Below are 18,404 nucleotides of genomic sequence, written 5' to 3'. Positions count from 1 at the left end.
ATTAGTGAATAAAATATATAATTTATCAGAAAACAGAATTATAACAAGTTGAGTTTTTAAATTATTGAGATGCCTAAGAATAAATTGCAACCCCTTATAGATAATTACAAAAGAGAAATTGAAAAAACGCATTTAAAAGATGAACGTTATAAATGGGAATTACTAAAAAAATACAAAGGACTTCCAAATTTAAATGCTGACAATTTTTTAGATGAAGTAAAGAAAATTAATTACGATAATTTGCCTTATGCTATGAGTAAAGCAGTTATTAAACAATTATTACTTAAAGAACCCGAAAAAATACGTTTACTTTTTAAGAATCTCTTTAATGAATCTATTGATTTAAATACTAGAGTTAAATCGTTTAATAAAGAAACTTTAAAAATCTATAGAGGATTAGGAGAAACTCTTTCTCATCATCAAGACGAAAGAACCATATCGGTTTATTTAACTTATTACAATCCAGAAAAATATACTTTTTACAAGTATGCTTATTATAAGGAATTGTGCGATTTGTTAAATATTGAACAAGCGAAAGTAAATGAAAGGTATGCACATTATTTAGAATTGATACATCAAATAATTTCTGAATATATAGAAAATGATACCGAACTTATTGAATTAGTAAAATCTTTTATTCCTGAGTATTATGATGGTTCAAATCACCTTTTAGTAGCTCAAGACATTTTATATCAAATGTTTAATAAATTTGAACCTATAAATTATTGGATGTATGCTCCAGGTAAAAATGCTAGTAAATGGGAAGAATTTTACGAAAAGGGAATTATGGGACTTGGTTGGGATGGTTTAGGTGATTTAAATGCATATTCCACTAAAAAATCCATTAAAATAAAACTTCAAGAATTAGCGAATACTACTTCAGGAAAAACTAATAATACCGCTGCGAATTATGATTTTTTAAAAGTAATGAAACCAGGAGATATTATTATTGTTAAAAAAGGACTAAACGAATTGATAGGTTATGGCGAAGTTACTTCGGAACTTTTTTTTGATGATGAGAGAGAATCTTATAAAAATTATAGAAATGTAGATTGGATTTTAAAAGGTAATTGGAAATTAGATTTTAACCTCGCATTAAAAACCTTAACCAATATTACAAAATACAAAGAAAAAGGGAATGAAAACACAAGTTATTACGACAAATTATTAGCGATTATGAAGGGAGATAAGGTTGAAAGTAGAAATGTTATAGAAATAAATAATACTCCACCAACAAACCAAATTCTATACGGACCTCCAGGAACAGGGAAAACCTTTTATTTAAAAGATCAGTTGTTTGATGGATATACGCTTAAAGAGAATGCTATTACCAAAGAAAAGTTTTTTGAAAATAAAATAACGAATTTAACTTGGTGGCAAGTAATAGCAATCGCACTCATTGAAAATGGAACGTCAAAAGTAAATGAGATTTTGGAGAATAGATGGGTGAAAACGAAAGCATCCTTATCAGAATCTAAAAATGTGAGAGCTACAATATGGGGAACGTTGCAAATGCACACGATAACTTCTTCAGAAAATGTAGCATATAAACAACGTCAAAATCCGTTAATTTTTGATAAGAATAATGATAAAATGTGGCAGTTACTTGAGGAAGAAACAAAAGAGCAAATTCCTGAAATATATGATATAATAGATGAGGTTAACAATTTTAAAAGCAATAATGAAACAGTTATAAAAAATTACGATTTCGTAACATTTCACCAATCTTTCGCTTATGAAGATTTTATAGAAGGAATCAAACCTGTTTTTCCTGAAACAGAAGAAGAAACTAAAGATTTAGGATATAAGATTGAAGATGGTGTTTTTAAAAAATTGTGTACAAAAGCAAAAAATGACCCTGAAAATAGATATGCTATTTTTATAGATGAAATAAATAGAGGAAACGTTTCTGCTATTTTTGGTGAGTTAATAACGCTTATTGAAACCGATAAACGAAGTGGCGCTAAAAACGAGTTAAGTATTAAGTTACCGTATTCTAAAACAAATTTCAGTGTACCTTCTAACTTAGATATTTATGGTACCATGAATACAGCAGATAGATCTGTAGAAGCATTAGACACTGCATTAAGACGTCGTTTTGAGTTTAAAGAAATGATGCCAGATTATACTGTTATAGAAAATGAAGAAGTAGATCATATTAAGCTATCTGAAGTTTTAAAAAAGATAAACGAGCGTATAGAGTTATTAATAGATAGAGATCATGCCATTGGTCATTCGTACTTTTGTAAAGTAAATTCAGAAGAAAAACTAGCCAAAGCTTTTAATACTAAAATAGTGCCTTTATTACAAGAGTATTTTTATGGTGATTATGGTAAAATAGGATTGGTGTTAGGAAAAGGGTTTGTAGAAAAGAAAAAAAATGATGCTATCAATTTTGCAGATTTTTCTTATGAAAATTCAAATGATTTTAAAGCACCTTCATTCCTTTTAAAGAAAGTAGATGAAGATAATGTAATCGATGCAATTTTATCATTGTTAGGAAAAAAGCAAGCGGAATAATTGATAAGTAATAAGACAATATCGGTTTTTGAACACCAACGTTTATACGTTGGTGAGGAAGGTTTTAGGCAAGTACATTTAGATGCGCTATTAAAACTGAACGAATATCACGATAGTAATTATTTTGAATCTATTGCAAAAGGGATTAAATTTAATCAGTATGTTGGCGTAATTCAGGTAGATGGTTTAACTATTGAAATTCACCCAAAAGCAGATAAAGATGATGCAGATACTAAATGGAAAGGTGTTTTATTAAAAATGTTACAAGCATGCGGAAAGCTTAAAGCATCATCTACAGGAGCAGCGCATGTAAAAAGACAGCATCTTAATTTACTAGAAGTTTATTTTGAATTGTACTTATTAGAAGTAGAAATTTTGGTTAGAAAAGGTTTGATTAAAAACTATAGAAAGCAGACACAAAATACAAAAGCATTAAAAGGTAAATTACAATTTGCAGGACATATTCGAGAAAATATAGTCCATAAAGAACGGTTTTATACTACGCATCAAGTGTACGATAGTAATCACTTTTTACATCAAGTATTACAAAAAGCATTAATTATTGTTACTCAGTTTACAAACGGAACTAGATTACAGGATTTAGCAAACAGAGTGCAGTTAAATTTTCCAGAAGTAGATCAAAAACCTATTACAGAAAAACAACTTAATGAAATTCTGTTAAATAGAAAATCTGTTGGATATGCGAATTCATTAGAGTTAGCGAGACTAATTATTTTAAATTATTCGCCAGATATATCAAGCGGAAAAGAAAAGATGTTGTCACTATTATTTGATATGAATGAATTATGGGAAACCTATGTTTTAAAGCAGTTACAGAAGGCTTGTTTAGGTACTGATATAGAAGTGTCAGGACAAGAATCTAAATCCTTTTGGGGAGGCAATAGTTTAAGACCAGATGTTGTGTTGCGTAAAGGTTCGCAAACATTTATAATTGACACAAAATGGAAAAGACCAAAAAATAATACTGCTTCAGTAAGTGATTTACGTCAAATGTATGCGTATTGTCGTTTTTGGGACGCAGAAAAAGCATTGTTATTGTACCCAGGAGATACTAGAGAAAATAGTTTTAAATCGTACTTAACAGATGATTATGTCCTGGATCAAGAAAAAAATCATTCAGCAATAGAGCATCAGTGTAAAATGGGTTTTGTTTCTGTTTTAGAGGATGGGGAACTGGATGAGGTTTTAGGTGAGAAGGTGTTAGAATTGTTGGTTTTGTGATTAAGAATTAAGTTATTATGTGTTAAAAAAGCTTTTAATGAAGTAAATGATTAAGGTTAAGCTGACAAATGTTTACTACGTTTAGATTATGGTAAATAAATTACTTTAAAAAAAGGTTAACGAACTATTATTGATTATTACGGGAAACCGTAATAAAACTGGTTTTTATTAATTTAATTTTGATTATTAATATTAAAAGTTAGATATTTTGTTATATTTGGTAGGATTAAATGAAAATTGCTATTTCATCTTCTACATATTACTTAATTAATCAAATTACTATAATTAATTGTTTACAAAACAATTTTTTGTAAGTGTAATCTATTATCCTATGCTAAAAAAAGTGTTTAAAACATCAATCTTTTTATTACTTACTCTAGTAATGGTTTGTTGTAAATCTTATAGGCCTTCAGTAAAAGAAATACTACTAAGATAGAAACGATTGTCCAACCAGTAAAAATAAACAAAGTAAATTTTAAGTTTTAAGCTCAAAAATAAAGCGCATTAATCTAACTAACAATCAAAACAGAATGAAAAAAACTATTATTCAACAGAAACAAACAAAATTATCGATTTTTTGCACACTGTTTTTATTTGGAAGCTTAGTGTTTTTAAATTCTTGTGCTAATGAACCAATAGATGAACTAAATAAAAAAATTAATATAGCTCTGCGAAGTGGGAATGAAATTACTGAAAAAGAAAGAAATGAATTTATTGAATATGTAAACGAAAACAGTCTTGATTTACCTCAAATCATAAATTCAAACAATGAAATAAACCAAGAAGAACTCACTAATTTAATTTTATCAGTTGCGAATAAAAGGCGAAACAATACAGAGTCGAAAATTTTTAGTCCTTATAAGGATTCTGAGAATGAAGATAAAAACACAAAAGTTAGTATTTTTATTGAAAACTCTGGTAGTATGGACGGTTACGTTAAAGGGACTACAGAGTTTGAAGCTGCATTATCCGATTTACTTGTACAACTACAATACAAATACAACAAAGAAAAAAACAACAATCAAAATTTAAACATAAACTTTATAAATACAAAAATACACCCTTCAAAAGTTGATGAGGTAAATAATTTTGTTGAAACCTTAGAACCTAGTAAAGCCCCATATAAAGTTGGAAATAGATCGGTTAGTAAACTGAATGAAATATTAGAAATAATATTAGACAGCACCAAACAAAACGAAATATCAATTTTAACTTCTGATTGCATTTATTCTCTAGATAAAGGAAAAGACACGGAGGGAGCTCTTGAATTTCAAAAAAGCTTAACTAAAGGTGCATTTCTTGAAAAATCTAAAGAATTTAATTTTTCAACAATTGTATTAAAAATGAATTCAAAGTTTGACGGATGTTATTATGATAAGGATAATAGTAAAACTCGATTAAGTAAAAAAGAAAGACCCTATTATTTTTGGATTATTGGGAAACATAATTTAATAAAAACCTTTCAAGAAGAAATTAATCTTAAACAGTTAAAAGGTTTTGAGAACAGTTACTATTTATCAAATTCACAAGAAAATAACCAACCTTTTTTCATAGTTTTAAAAGAAACCAATAAAATAGGTAATTTTAAACCAACAGACAGAAAAGCTAAATATTTAAAAAGCATAAATGAAATTGAATACGAAAACGGTAACCTTCAATTTTCAATTGCAGTAGATTTAGAAAATATCCCTGTAGACAAATCATATTTAATGAATATAGAAAACTATGTTGTGCCAGATGGTTATTCTATAAATTCTATAGAAAAAGTAGACAGAAATAAAATTGAGAAAAGAGATTTTCTCACAGTCGAAAAAACAACTGCGACACATATAATAACAGTTGCTACTTCAAGTAAATTTACACTTCAAGATTTAAAGTTAGAATTATCAAACAAAATACCCTCTTGGGTTGAAGAAAGTAATAGCATAGACGATAGAGATGTAGAAAATGAACTAGATAAAACTTTTGGTCTACTCTACTTGGTTCAAGGTGTTTTTGAAGCATACACTATTCAAGACCCTAAAAACGAATCTTACTTCAATATAAATATAGAAATTAAAAAATAAATTATGGATTTAAATGTATTTTTCTCGGGAGTTTTTGAATGGGGAACTCTTGCATACAGAGGAGTGTTTTCTGATGACTTGTTTACTGAAAATCTATACGTCTCTATTGGGCTAATTACGACTTTAACAAGTTTAATACTTGTACTCACCTTTTATTTTATAATAAACAGACCTAGTTTCTCCCGTTGGCAACATTGGTTAGTAATGCTATTAATAAATTTTTTAATTGCCTTTTTAGTAGGATGCTTTATTCCTCAAAATGTTTTTTATGGTTTAGGCATAGAATATGAAATCATTGAATACATAACATTCGGTTTAATTACTGCAATTACATCAACTTTGTTCTTTATAGTTTGGACTTATTGCTTTAAATGGTTGAGAAGTAATGCCAAAGGAACACCTAAATTATTTTTCGGTAAATTTTAAAACAAAGTATAAAAATATTAAGCATGGCAAAATTATATATATTCGGAATAGGTGGTACTGGTGCAAGAGTAATTAAAACGTTAACAATGCTTCTAGCGTCAGGAGTAAAAACAAATTTTGATGTTGTTCCCATTCTAATTGATCCAGATAGTGCTGGGGGGGATTTAAATAGAACAATAAAACTACTTAGAGATTACCAAAATGTTCATAAAACTGTAGATGGTTACGAACAAAACAATTTTTTCAAAAACAAAATCTCAACATTAAGTGATATTGTTACAGAAAAAGGTGGTGGAGCAAAAGTTTTTGATGGTTTTCGATTTGAATTAGATGGAATTCAAAATGATAGATTCAAGGATTTTATAGATTTTAATTCGCTAGATGCGAATAATAAAAACTTAGTGAAATTGTTATTTTCAGAAAAGAATTTAGATGCCGATTTAGGTGTTGGTTTTAAAGGAAACCCAAATATTGGTAGTGTTGTTTTAAACCAATTCACAAAATCGGAGGTGTTTCAATCATTTGCAGATAGCTATGAAGCAAATGATAGAATTTTTGTTGTAAGTTCAATATTTGGTGGAACTGGTGCAGCAGGTTTTCCTCTACTCCTTAAAAACTTAAGAAAAGGTAAAGTTGGTGGTAAAAATTACGAACATCTAAAAAATTCAAGAATCGGAGCAATTTCTGTTTTACCATATTTCAAAGTAAAACAAAACGATAATTCTGAAATTGACAGTCACGGTTTTATAACAAAAACAAAAGCAGCTTTACATTATTATGCTAGAAATATTTCTGGAAATAATTCTATAAATTCTTTATACTACATAGGTGATTCAGCAGAAAATACTTATGAAAACATTGAAGGAGGTACAAATCAAAAAAATGATGCTCATTTTATAGAATTGGCATCTGCTTTATCAATAATTGATTTTGCACATACAGAAGATATTTATTTAGAAACTAAAAATGGCATTGCTTCAAACCCTACTTATAAAGAATTTGGAACTAAAGCTGTTAGACAACTTAGTTTTAATGATTTGTTTGATGGCACAAAAAATTCAATTATAAACAACTTAACAGAATATTTCTATTTCAATTTATTTTTAAAAGATAAAATGACTTGGGCAATTGATAAAAACTATCCATTTGTTTCAGAAGATGGAGCAAAATTCGACACAAATTTTATTCAACAATCTTTTTATAAAAATTTCTTATCAGACTTTAATAAAGAGTTTAGAATTTGGTTAGCCGAAGTATTCCGTAATCAAATATCATTTGCGCCTTTTGCAATAAACCCAATTACTAATGAGCAGAACGAAATTACTGATTTTAAAATAGATACAACGAGTATTTTTACTTTGGTTACTGGAATTCCAGAACGAAAAAACAAATTCAATCCTTTTGCACAAAACAATTATGAATTATTTGTGAATCACTTAAATAAAGCTTCTGACAAATTAGGAGATGCGCCAAGTCCACCGAAAAGATTTATGGGAGTATTTTCACAAGCAACTAAATCATTGGTAAACAAAAAACTATTATAATTATGGCTACTAAGGTATATAGACTATTTCAAGACAGAGATTTACAAGATTGGGAAGACAGAGGTGAGCCATATGGTCCAACTGTAATTGAAGATATTAATAATCCTGATGGAGATTATTCAACAACCGACCCTACTTCTATTCCAAGCCCTTTTGCAAGAGTAGATTTGGTTAGGTCAGCTTTCAAATATGTTGCAGATTCAAATAATTTTGATGGTAACACCATCTATCATAAATTAGTTTCTGACTGTTTTGATGTTGCTGAAATGTTTTTCAATTTCGATAAACTTGGTGATAGAGTACAAATTAAAACTTGGGATAAAAACACTGACCTTAACAATCTTTTGACATCAAGTAATCCTAAACACAAACTCTTAGGAGAAACATTAGATTTATTTTTAAAGCAAGATGCTAGTTCAAACAATTTTAATTCATTAAATAAATTGTATTTTATATTTTATGACAACAAAATTGTTGGAGGAACTTCGCCAACAACTTTGTTTTTTACGTCTGCTAATGATTTAAGCTTTGCAAACATTGAAAATGGTAATGATATATTTTTTGATAATGATTTAAAGCCCCTCTATAAGAGAGATATAGAATTTCAAAAATACATTTACAAATTAGTGAATGGGTATCCTGAGCTTAAAACTAAAATGAGAGATTTAGCGGATTATTTAGAAAAGAGTTTGACTCGTTTGGATGGTTACAATAATACTTTATATGGAGATCTTTGCAAAATCGAAGAGGAAAAAACTGATGACTTAGTAGGGAGAATAAATAGTTCTTATTCACCCCTAGACATAGGTGAAAACAATAATATTGAAATTTTAGGTGTCCCTTTAAAGAAAAAGAAAATTGAAAATAGAAGAACAACCATTGAGAGTTTAAGTGAGTTTACAATTATATCTTCTAAAACTAGGGATAAACCACTTGTTTTACAAAACAACTTTACAGAATCTCTTATTTATACAGATCGGAATGTAAAATGGGACAACAGTTGGGTGGTTCCTTATTTTGATGAAAAACCAATTAATGAAAGAACACTGCCGGGACAACTAGATAAATTTCCTTATCTAACCGTAAGTGATTTTTTACAACCACAAATAATTAGAGTTCCTTACGTTTTAAACTCTGATAAATATTTTGATGGTAATATTAAGAATGAAAGTGGTGATAATAACAAAAGTTTTCTGTTACCATTATCTAAAAAATTCTTTGAATATTTTGATACAGAAGACCTTCAAAAACCATTACCTAATGGGAAACCTATGTTTGAAGCAAAAGTATTTTCTGGCTCAATCGATGTTAAACTTAGAATACCAATTAAAGGAAACAGAAATGTAGATTATATTACATTTGAAAGATATTATGGTTCTGCAAAATCTGACAATAAAGATGTTGAAAATAATAAAGGTGTTATTATTGACAATAAAATCTCGCTTGCTGTTTATCCATTTCTTAAAATTGAATATGATTCATTTTACAAAATAATGGCTTTAGACCAAGGCGTAGATGCTGTAAATAGTCACAATTCATTATCTCTAAAGTTTTATTCTAATATAACTAAAGATTCATTAGAAGTAGATAAAACTTCAAGAACGTTAAAAAAAGATGGAATCATTCAGACTGACTTTTATTCTTTAGAGCAGCAGTTTGATTATATTGAAGTTGGCTATAATGATAATCTAGGAATAATAATACCTAAATTAAAAGCAAACTATGGCTCAAAAAAGATGAAGTTTGCAGTGGATTTTGGTACTACAAATACGCATATTGAATATAAAGTTGAAGGTGATAAATCATCTTTACCTTTTACTATTTCAAAAGATGAAATTCAGTATGAAACTTTGCATAGTTCAAGCACTGATACTGACGTTGTAGAAATGGAGAATTTTTTAAGACACGAATTTTTACCTAAAATAATAAGTAATAATTCTGAGTTTAACTTTCCTATTCGTACAGTTTCGGGAGAAAGCAGAAGCCTAAATTTCTCATCGACACCAGAAGCCTTTGCAGATATAAATATTCCTTTTGATTACGAAAAATATAAGAGCAATATTGATGCTGAAATAACTACAAATTTAAAATGGTCAGATTTTGAAGATACTAATAGTCCAAATAAAATTAGAGTTGAAAAATTCATCGAAAAAATATTACTTTTAATAAGGTCTAAAGTATTATTCAATAAAGGTGATATAAATAAAACTGAACTAATTTGGTTTTATCCATCTAGTATGGACCCAGGCAAAATAGACCAATTAGAAGGCATTTGGAATACCTATTTTACAAAATATTTTAAAGAAGGTAAAACTTCAAAGTTATCAGAATCAATAGCACCATATTATTATTATCAAAATCACGGCAATGTAATTGCAGGCACAGATACTGTTGTGTCTATTGACATTGGTGGTGGTACTAGTGATGTGGTAATATTTCAAAAAGAGAAACCTATCGCCTTAACTTCTGCACGTTTTGCAGCTAATTCTATTTTTGGAGATGGTTATGGTGGTTCGCCTAACAATAATGGTTTTATTGTAAAGTATCAGGAAAAAATCAATGAATTAATTGTTGATAATAAACTGACAAATTTAAAAGGTGCATTTGACCAAATTAGTAGTAAGAAAAAGTCCGAAGATTTAGTTGCCTTTTTCTTTTCACTAGAAAAAAACACAGCTGTAATTAATAAAAAAGCACCACTTTTATTTAACACTTGGCTTTCAAATGATAATGATTTAAAAATTGTTTTTATTGTTTTTTACTCTTCTTTAATATACCACATAGCTAACTTAATGAAAGCAAAAGGTATAGATGCACCAACAAATATTTTGTTTAGTGGAACAGGTTCAAAATCTATTTTAATAACTAATGGAAGTGATAAATTAGACAAGTTAAATAAGCTTACAGGTTTAATTTTTGATAAAGTCTTTGAAGGAAATAAAAATCATAAAGTAAAAATTAATATTGAAAAAAATCCAAAAGAAATAACTTGTAAAGGCGGCTTAGAAATAGATGTGGATTCTATTGGTGACATTGAGGATATCAAATCTGTTTTAATAGGTAATACAGAAAAAACTACAATTAACGAAAACCCTATTAAATACAATAATATTAGTGATGATTTAACGAAATCTGTAGTATCAGAAGTAGATAACTTTATTGACTTATTATTCGCTATTGATGATTCTATGAATTTCAAGAAATATTTTGGTGTAAATTCAGCCCATTTGGATAATTACAAATCAATCCTGAAGGAAGAAACTCTAAACTTATTAGATACAGGATTAAGAAGAAAAATTGAATCCTTACAAGGTAATACAAACATAGCACTAGAAGAGTCTTTATTCTTTTACCCTTTAGTTGGTGCGTTAAATAAATTAAGCTACAAAATTGTAACAGAACTAAATAAGTAATATTATGCATAAACTTTTTACTTTAATAATAGTCTTATTTTTTACAAGTTTGACTTTAAATGCACAAAGTCCTAAAGAGGAATATGATATAGCTGTTGATTATTGTGCTTGCAAAATATCTTATGCATATACAAATCAATATATATCTAATGGAAAAGCTGAAAATTACAATCAGAATGAGTTTAATAGAGAAAAAAAATCTTTTGAAAGCGTAATCAAACAAAAATTAGAAAATTGTAACATTGAAGAACATATTACTTATGACAAACTAAAAGTTCTATTATCAAATAACAATTTTAGTGGTTTCGCAGGCAAATTAGAAAGTGCTGTAAAAGAATCTAAGAAAGTAAACTTAGATGGCATAAATAAACAACAAGCTATAAATAATATTTTAAATGGTTTTTATAATAATGATGATTTTAGTAAAATAGTCTTAAAATATTCGGCTGTTAAAGAACTTAAAAGTAGTTTAGAATCTGAATTAAATAAAACCTTAAATAGTCTCAAAGAACAAACTTCTTTTGAAGACAATGAAACAATTAATACAGCAGAATCAATTACAACAAATGAAATTAATCACTCTAACAGTATTATAAATAAAGAAGATACTAATCAATTAAAAAGTACATTTTTTCCTAATTGGTTACTTTTCGCATTAATATTATTAGCATTTATTATTTTATTTATTTACAATTATATAAGTAATAAAAAGTTAAACGAAAGAATTGACAGACGTTTAAGTAAAAGCGAATACGAACAATCTAAAATTCAATTTAATCCATCCAATAATCGTAATAAAAGTAATAATTCTCGTCCTGAAAGAGATATTAAAGACATCTACGATAAAATATCAAAGTTAAATTTGGATATAGAACGACTTCAAAATAGTAATACCAATAGTTCGGTTTCAGGTATGCAAAAAACAAGTCAAGTAAAGAGTATTTCACAGCCAAAGCCAAAAGAGACCCAAAAATTTGCTTTTGCTAAAACACCAGTTAGTGATAAAGTTTTTAATGCTTTTGATGTTAATGATGATAAAGACGGTAAATTCTATAAATTTACTCTAAAAGAGAATAATCAAGCAGAGTTTCAGTTTTTTAATACAGAAAACTCAGCAAAACGAGCTTTAAATGCACCAGATTCATTTTTATATCCAGCTTGTGAAGAAACTGAACCACTTAACCAAAACGCAAAAAAAATCATTACTATTAAGCCTGGTATTGCAATAAAACAAGATGATAAATGGATTGTTAAAGAAAAAGCTCAAATAACTTATGAATAATATTACGATAATTGAATTTCTATTAGTTGGCCTAATCATATTAATTCAAATTTTTCAAACGCTAAAAACGTTTAAAAAAATAAATGTTCTCAAATCGATAATTCCTAACAAAGATTTCTTCAAAATAAAGTTATTTAATATTCCTGTTGAAGATTTACAAGTTTTTCAGCCAAAAGTTGTTTTAGATAATTTATCGAAATATGAAATAGAAAATACAGACATAAAATCAATATCTGATGATTTTGAATATACTTATGAAAACTTAGAGCCTTTAACAATTACTGAAATTAAGGATAAAATAAAAGTTGATTTTTCTGAAAACATCAAAGCAACGCTAAAAGAAGAAATAATAGATGAAGCTATTGCAATCCATAATTATCACGCTAATTACGAAAACTCTAATGAACAAGAGTCGTTTGTAAATGAAATAAGTTTAATCAATCCAAACGAAACAAGTAATACAATTTTTGATGGTCTTTTACACTCTATAAACGTTTATCTATTACGAAACAAAGGAGCTACTACAGATTTTAATCTAATTAAAGACATTACAGAAAGAAATATTGATACAGAAGATGAAGATATAAGCCAAAGAATTACAACACCATTATATCTAGGTTTAATGGGTACAATGCTTGGTATTATTTTCGGGCTTATAAATCTTTTTTTAATTTCTGGTGATGGAGACCAATTCGAAATCAAAGGCTTTCTAATCGGTGTGTCTATTGCAATGTCTGCAAGTTTTATTGGTTTGCTATTTACTGTATCAAACTCTACCTATTATAAAACTGCTCGAAAAGACGTAGAAATAGCAAAAAATGATTTTTATACGTTCATCCAAACAGAATTACTTCCTATTCTAAATCAAAGTGTTTCATCAAGTGTATTTATGTTACATACAAACCTTGTTAAATTTAATGATAATTTTACCGTTAATATTAATCGTTTAACAGGCTTATTAAATAAAAACTATGATGCTGTTATTGCACAAGATAACATTCTACAAAGTCTTGAAAACATTGATATTACTGAGTTTGCAAAAGCAAATATAAAAGTATTAAGGGAGTTAAAAGCTGGAACAGAAGATTTACATAAATTTAATCAATATTTAAGTTCTCTAAACGCAACTGTAGATGGTACAACTAGACTATCAAATTCTTTTCAAACATTATTAAAAAAAGCAAATAATTTTGAAGGACTAGCTGAAAAACTAGATTCTAGAATTGAAGAAAGTAATAAGTTGGTTCAATTTTTAAACGACCATTATGAAGTATTGAGTGAAAGGGGAGATTTATTAACTGACTCTGTGAAGAAAGTAGATGATATTTTAAATAAATCGTTAGTTGAACTCCGAGAGCATACAACAGAAAAAATTGATGCAATAAAACAATTAACCATAACAGAAGAGGACTCTGTAATAAAAGCATATACTGAAAATATAAACGCTATTAAAGAAAGAACTTTAACTGAAGAAAAATTGTTAAAAAATGCTTTTTCAGAAAAAATAGAAAGTCTTAAGAAAGTTTCAAAAAAAGAAGAGGAACTAATGGAAAGTAATTTTTCTCAATACAAAAGACATTTTGAAAAACTCGACTTGCTTGATAAACTACACGAATCTATTAATGAGATAAAGAGTAATTCAAAAAATCAATTAGATTTAGTTAATATAGAAATTAAATCATTAAGAGCAAGTGTAGAAAAATCAAAAACAACATCAAATAACAAAAATAAAGCAGCTCCATTAAAGAGTAATAAAAAAAAGAGTGTTGCAAGTAAGATAAAATTTTTTTTTACTCCCAAAAAAAATAAATAAATGAGTAAAAAACACAAAGATTTTTTTTGGATGAGTTTTTCAGACTTAATGACAAGTCTTTTTTTTGTTGTTCTAGTTTTATATGTTCTTACTTCTGTAATGCTTAATCAAGAGAAAAAGAAACTTCAGGATGCCTTAGTTGAACTTGAAAAAGAAAAAGAAAAAATTGAAGCCGATAACGAAAAATTAAATAAAATATTACAATTAAATGAGCAATTTAAACCTTTACAAAATGATAGAGACTTTATTTATTTGGAAGATTGCAAAAAATATATTTCAAAAGAATTAAATAGTATAGAAATATTTGAACCAAATAAATCAACTATTTTACAAAAATACAAATCTTCTACTATAAAGGTTGGGAATAAATTAGAGGAACTATTAAAAAACTTGAATGTTGCAAATGCCAATTTTTCTTATTTAATAATTATAGAAGGAAATATGGCAAATTCTTGGGATAAAAAATTTAGTAGTGATAACGAGTATGGTTATAAAAAAAGCTACGAAAGAGCTTTGGCTGTTTATAACCTTTGGAGCATTAATAATATTAACTTAAGAAAATATAATTCAGAAATTTTAATTAGTGGAAGTGGATTTAATGGTCTATGTCGTGATAAAATTGAAGAAAACAACAAACGATTTTCTATACAAATAATACCAAAAATAGAATACTCAAAATAAATGAAATTTAGATTATTAACATATATAATATTGTCTTTTGCTTTAACCAGTTGCAATGGCTGTTCTAAATCTGCTCAAAAGTTTAGAAATAACAAAGTGGAAAACATACCTTCAAAAAGAGAACTAACAACAAGAGAAAGGTCAACAGGTAAAACCATTATTAAAATGGAAAAGCGTAATGGAGTTTACTATGTACCTGTTGAACTAAACGGAGCTAAAATGGACTTCATATTTGACACAGGAGCTGGTATAATTTCAATCTCTGAAACAGAAGCAACTTTTTTAATGAAACAAGGAACATTAACCAAAGATGACATTAAAGGAACTGCGAAATTTAGTGATGCTAATGGAGATATCTCTGAAGGAACGATAATAAATTTGAAAACAGTTAAAATTGGTAATATTATTTTAAGAAACATTGAAGCTTCAGTAGTACATAATGAAATCGCACCACTTCTGCTAGGTCAGTCTGCTTTTGAGCAATTTGGAAAAATATCAATTGATTATAAAAGAGGAGAAATTACATTAGAATAATGCATAGGTTAATACAATATTTCTTTGTCGTTTCATTATTATTACAATTCTCGTGTGAATCCATAAGTAGTAAAAATAGTAAGTTAAAAAACTTAGAATCTGCTACATTAAACACTCAAGAAACAATATTAAAAAAAAGCGACCAAAACTCAATAAAAATACTTACCTGGAATATTCAAAATTTAGGTAGAACTAAGAATGCAGAAGAAATTATTGAAATTGCTGAAATTCTTAGGAATTTTGATTTAGTTGCTATTCAAGAAGTGGCTGCAAAAGACCCTGCAGGAGCCCAAGCAGTAGCTAAAATTGTCGACGAATTAAATAGAATGGGGAGTAAATGGGATTATCAAATTAGTAACCCTACAAAAAGTCCATCAGTATACATGTCAGAACGATATGCTATTCTGTGGAAAACCTCAAAAGTTAGCATACTAGAAAAAGCATATTTAGATAAAGACTTAGAAGATAAGTGTTTTAGAGAACCATTTATTGGGAAGTTTAAACTTAAAAAAGGCAATACTCCGTTTTATGTTGTCAACTTTCATTCAAGAAAACATAATGATCACCCAGAAGAAGAAATTAAATTTTTAAAAGATTACCCAAAAAGGTTAAATACGAATAATATTTTTATTGTTGGAGATTTTAATTTAAACGAACGTCATAAGGTGTGGGATGATCTATATAGTTTAGGTTTTAAAAGTGCTGTTAAAAATAAAAAAACTACCTTAAAAATGTCTTGTAAGAATGGTGTTTATTTAAACCATTCTATTGATAATATATACTATACTTCAGCAGAAGTAAAATTTGTTAATTCAGATCATTTAGATTTTGTTAAAACATGTGATAATTTAAAAAATGCAAGAATGTTATCTGATCATTTACCTGTTTTTTTAGAATGTATTATTGATTAAACTTCTTAACTATGAAAAAGATTCTTTTATTATTGATATTAAGCGCTTGCTTTATAAATTGTAATAGATCGTATGATAAAAAAGGAAATGAAATTATAGATACCTTTAATAATGTTCCAGTCTATTTACATCAAGGTAAAAACACTAGACATAGGGCTACGAACGGATATAATTATGGTCTAGAATGGCAATGTGTCGAGTTTGTAAAAAGGTATTATTATGATCATTTAAGTCACAAAATGCCAAACACCTTTGGACATGCAAAAGACTTTTATAATCATGGGTTAAAAGATGGGCAAAAAAATACAGCAAGAAATCTTACTCAATATTCTAACAAAAGTAAATCTCAGCCAAGAGTAAATGATTTAGTAATTATGGATGGTCATAGATTTAATAAATACGGTCATGTTGCAATTGTATCTAAAGTTAGTGACAGTGAGATTGAAATTGTTCAACAAAATGTAGGCAGAATGTCTAGAGCAACTTTTAAGTTGATTCACAAAAATGGAGTATGGGAAATTGAGAATGATTTATTGTTAGGTTGGCTTAGAAAATAAGCACAGTAATAAGTCTTATAATTAGAATATCATAGTCGAAGTAATCTAATTTTTATTATGAATTAACTTATTATTATTCATTATGACAAGAATTTAAGAGGAAAGAAGAACGATTAATCTCATTCTAAGTGTCAAATGCATTCAATTATTAAAAAAAATAAGATTAAATGAGTTTTTTTTTTCATCATCATGTACTAATTAAAAATGAGAAAGCAATTATACATTAGTTTTGCGGTAGTATTAATTTAAACACTTTAATTATGAAAAACTTAATGAACAGAAAAGACGATCCAACACAAGCAGATTTAGACAATCATTCTAATCAATTAAATGAGAACAATGCAGAGTATTGGCACTCTAGAGAGTAGTATAATTTAAAATTATAGAGCTCGTTTTATAAAAGGAGATTATCTATATTTACTTAATATTTTACCATTACCATTACCATCATCATCATCATCATTATTATTATTATTATTATTATTATCAATTTATCATTATCATTATCATCACCATTATCATAATTATTATAATCAATAGGTTGTTCTCCTGAAATAATTTCAGTAGAACAAATTTTTTTAAACCTTTAATTTTAATACTATGAAATCAGATACTTATTTCAACTTAAATAAAATCGTACCTAATATAACAGAAGAGAGCGCTTGTAAAATAATTGAGAATTATTATATTCGAAAATTTGGGTCTGAAGAAGCTGCTCAAAAATATTTTAAAGAGTATAAAAAGAATCCTGTAGATGAGTTTTTGAAAGAATTAAACCCTGCAATTTTAGCGAAATTTATTGGACCTTTTTTGAATATTACAAGTACTCCAATTACTGATATAATTGATAATGTAGCTAATTTAGGAAGCATGAGTGCTGTAGATGCAGAAGAACTATCTAAAAGTTTAGCATTTTTACAATCTATTGCACCAGAAATGGAATCCATTTTAAACTTGTCTGAAAGTAGAATGAAGGTTTCTATAATTCCTTTATTAGAGAAAAAATTACAACTAAGTTTAAGTAAAACAAGAAAAGAATTGGGCTACCAAGATCAAAGAACATTTAATAAGTGGTTGTCTGTTTTTTTTGAAGACAAATATGCGAATCGTGGAGGGCAAAATGGAAAAATAAGCCTAAAAGAATATATAGAAATTGTAAGCGCGTTTATGTTGAGCTATGATGAAGAATCTTTTAATTTTTCTAATATAGAGGAACTTCAAAATAGATTTAAAAACGAAAGAAGTATTCTTAAAAAAGAACTTAAAAAGTTTACAAATAATAATTATGCTTTATTAAGGTCTTTGATAGAAGAAACAGAAGGAATACAATTACCAGAGGAAGAATATAGAAAAGTACCTTATAAGATTGCTTCTTACTTTAAAAGTGAGTTTAAAAAAATATTACAATAAACCAT

The 18,404-nt window shown here is 27.6% G+C and carries 13 protein-coding genes; all 13 read left to right on the top strand.

Annotated features, from left to right (window positions below; genetic code table 11):
- The first annotated feature begins 69 nt into the window (after window positions 1-69).
- The 13 genes from WG945_RS08055 (at window position 70) to WG945_RS07995 (ending at window position 18,399) form a co-directional block, all read left to right on the top strand.
- Window positions 70-2,520 (top strand): AAA family ATPase, encoded by a 2,451-nt coding sequence (locus tag WG945_RS08055; RefSeq protein WP_068448954.1) that lies wholly within the window; start codon window positions 70-72, stop codon window positions 2,518-2,520.
- Window positions 2,521-3,762 carry an McrC family protein gene (locus WG945_RS08050; protein ID WP_068448952.1) on the top strand — a complete coding sequence of 414 codons (1,242 nt, stop codon included), beginning with the start codon at window positions 2,521-2,523 and terminating at the stop codon, window positions 3,760-3,762.
- A gap of 530 nt (window positions 3,763-4,292) precedes the next feature.
- The gene (locus WG945_RS08045) at window positions 4,293-5,828 is read left to right on the top strand and encodes a hypothetical protein (RefSeq protein WP_157603571.1); all 1,536 of its coding nucleotides are present in this window, start codon (window positions 4,293-4,295) and stop codon (window positions 5,826-5,828) included.
- 3 nt (window positions 5,829-5,831) lie between these two features.
- Window positions 5,832-6,254 (top strand): hypothetical protein, encoded by a 423-nt coding sequence (locus WG945_RS08040; protein WP_068448949.1) that lies wholly within the window; start codon window positions 5,832-5,834, stop codon window positions 6,252-6,254.
- A 23-nt stretch (window positions 6,255-6,277) separates the two neighbouring features.
- Window positions 6,278-7,798, top strand: a complete 1,521-nt coding sequence (locus WG945_RS08035; protein WP_068448948.1) for a hypothetical protein — start codon at window positions 6,278-6,280, stop codon at window positions 7,796-7,798.
- Window positions 7,799-7,800: 2 nt separating this feature from the next.
- The gene (locus tag WG945_RS08030; RefSeq protein ID WP_068448946.1) at window positions 7,801-11,211 is read left to right on the top strand and encodes a hypothetical protein; all 3,411 of its coding nucleotides are present in this window, start codon (window positions 7,801-7,803) and stop codon (window positions 11,209-11,211) included.
- Window positions 11,212-11,215: 4 nt separating this feature from the next.
- Window positions 11,216-12,493 carry a hypothetical protein gene (locus tag WG945_RS08025; protein ID WP_157603569.1) on the top strand — a complete coding sequence of 426 codons (1,278 nt, stop codon included), beginning with the start codon at window positions 11,216-11,218 and terminating at the stop codon, window positions 12,491-12,493.
- Window positions 12,486-14,306, top strand: coding sequence for a hypothetical protein (locus WG945_RS08020; RefSeq protein WP_068448943.1), 1,821 nt, complete (start codon window positions 12,486-12,488; stop codon window positions 14,304-14,306). Before WG945_RS08025 ends, WG945_RS08020 begins: the two co-directional genes overlap by 8 nt.
- Entirely contained in the window at window positions 14,307-14,987 is a 681-nt protein-coding gene (locus WG945_RS08015; RefSeq protein WP_068448941.1) for a flagellar motor protein MotB, read from the top strand.
- The gene (locus WG945_RS08010; RefSeq protein ID WP_068448939.1) at window positions 14,988-15,521 is read left to right on the top strand and encodes a retropepsin-like aspartic protease family protein; all 534 of its coding nucleotides are present in this window, start codon (window positions 14,988-14,990) and stop codon (window positions 15,519-15,521) included.
- Entirely contained in the window at window positions 15,521-16,432 is a 912-nt protein-coding gene (locus WG945_RS08005) for an endonuclease/exonuclease/phosphatase family protein (RefSeq protein ID WP_068448938.1), read from the top strand. The genes WG945_RS08010 and WG945_RS08005 overlap by 1 nt, the downstream gene beginning before the upstream one ends.
- Before the next feature lie 11 nt (window positions 16,433-16,443).
- A complete protein-coding gene (locus WG945_RS08000; RefSeq protein ID WP_068448936.1) occupies window positions 16,444-16,989 on the top strand; it encodes a CHAP domain-containing protein in 546 nt (181 codons plus the stop codon).
- Between the two features lie 600 nt (window positions 16,990-17,589).
- The gene (locus tag WG945_RS07995) at window positions 17,590-18,399 is read left to right on the top strand and encodes a hypothetical protein (RefSeq protein WP_068448934.1); all 810 of its coding nucleotides are present in this window, start codon (window positions 17,590-17,592) and stop codon (window positions 18,397-18,399) included.
- The last annotated feature ends 5 nt before the right edge of the window (window positions 18,400-18,404 follow it).

The sequence above is a fragment of the Polaribacter atrinae genome, assembly GCF_038023995.1.
GTDB lineage: Bacteria > Bacteroidota > Bacteroidia > Flavobacteriales > Flavobacteriaceae > Polaribacter > Polaribacter atrinae.
This window is presented reverse-complemented; position numbering and strand designations above follow the sequence as displayed.

Bases quoted from the DNA above. Each gene is read 5' to 3' on its own strand.
- WG945_RS08030 (WP_068448946.1), top strand. From the start codon at position 7,801: ATGGCTACTAAGGTATATAGACTATTTCAAGACAGAGATTTACAAGAT.
- WG945_RS08015 (WP_068448941.1), top strand. From the start codon at position 14,307: ATGAGTAAAAAACACAAAGATTTTTTTTGGATGAGTTTTTCAGACTTA.
- WG945_RS08010 (WP_068448939.1), top strand. From the start codon at position 14,988: ATGAAATTTAGATTATTAACATATATAATATTGTCTTTTGCTTTAACC.
- WG945_RS08055 (WP_068448954.1), top strand. From the start codon at position 70: ATGCCTAAGAATAAATTGCAACCCCTTATAGATAATTACAAAAGAGAA.
- WG945_RS08040 (WP_068448949.1), top strand. From the start codon at position 5,832: ATGGATTTAAATGTATTTTTCTCGGGAGTTTTTGAATGGGGAACTCTT.
- WG945_RS07995 (WP_068448934.1), top strand. From the start codon at position 17,590: ATGAAATCAGATACTTATTTCAACTTAAATAAAATCGTACCTAATATA.
- WG945_RS08045 (WP_157603571.1), top strand. From the start codon at position 4,293: ATGAAAAAAACTATTATTCAACAGAAACAAACAAAATTATCGATTTTT.
- WG945_RS08000 (WP_068448936.1), top strand. From the start codon at position 16,444: ATGAAAAAGATTCTTTTATTATTGATATTAAGCGCTTGCTTTATAAAT.
- WG945_RS08025 (WP_157603569.1), top strand. From the start codon at position 11,216: ATGCATAAACTTTTTACTTTAATAATAGTCTTATTTTTTACAAGTTTG.
- WG945_RS08005 (WP_068448938.1), top strand. From the start codon at position 15,521: ATGCATAGGTTAATACAATATTTCTTTGTCGTTTCATTATTATTACAA.
- WG945_RS08020 (WP_068448943.1), top strand. From the start codon at position 12,486: ATGAATAATATTACGATAATTGAATTTCTATTAGTTGGCCTAATCATA.
- WG945_RS08035 (WP_068448948.1), top strand. From the start codon at position 6,278: ATGGCAAAATTATATATATTCGGAATAGGTGGTACTGGTGCAAGAGTA.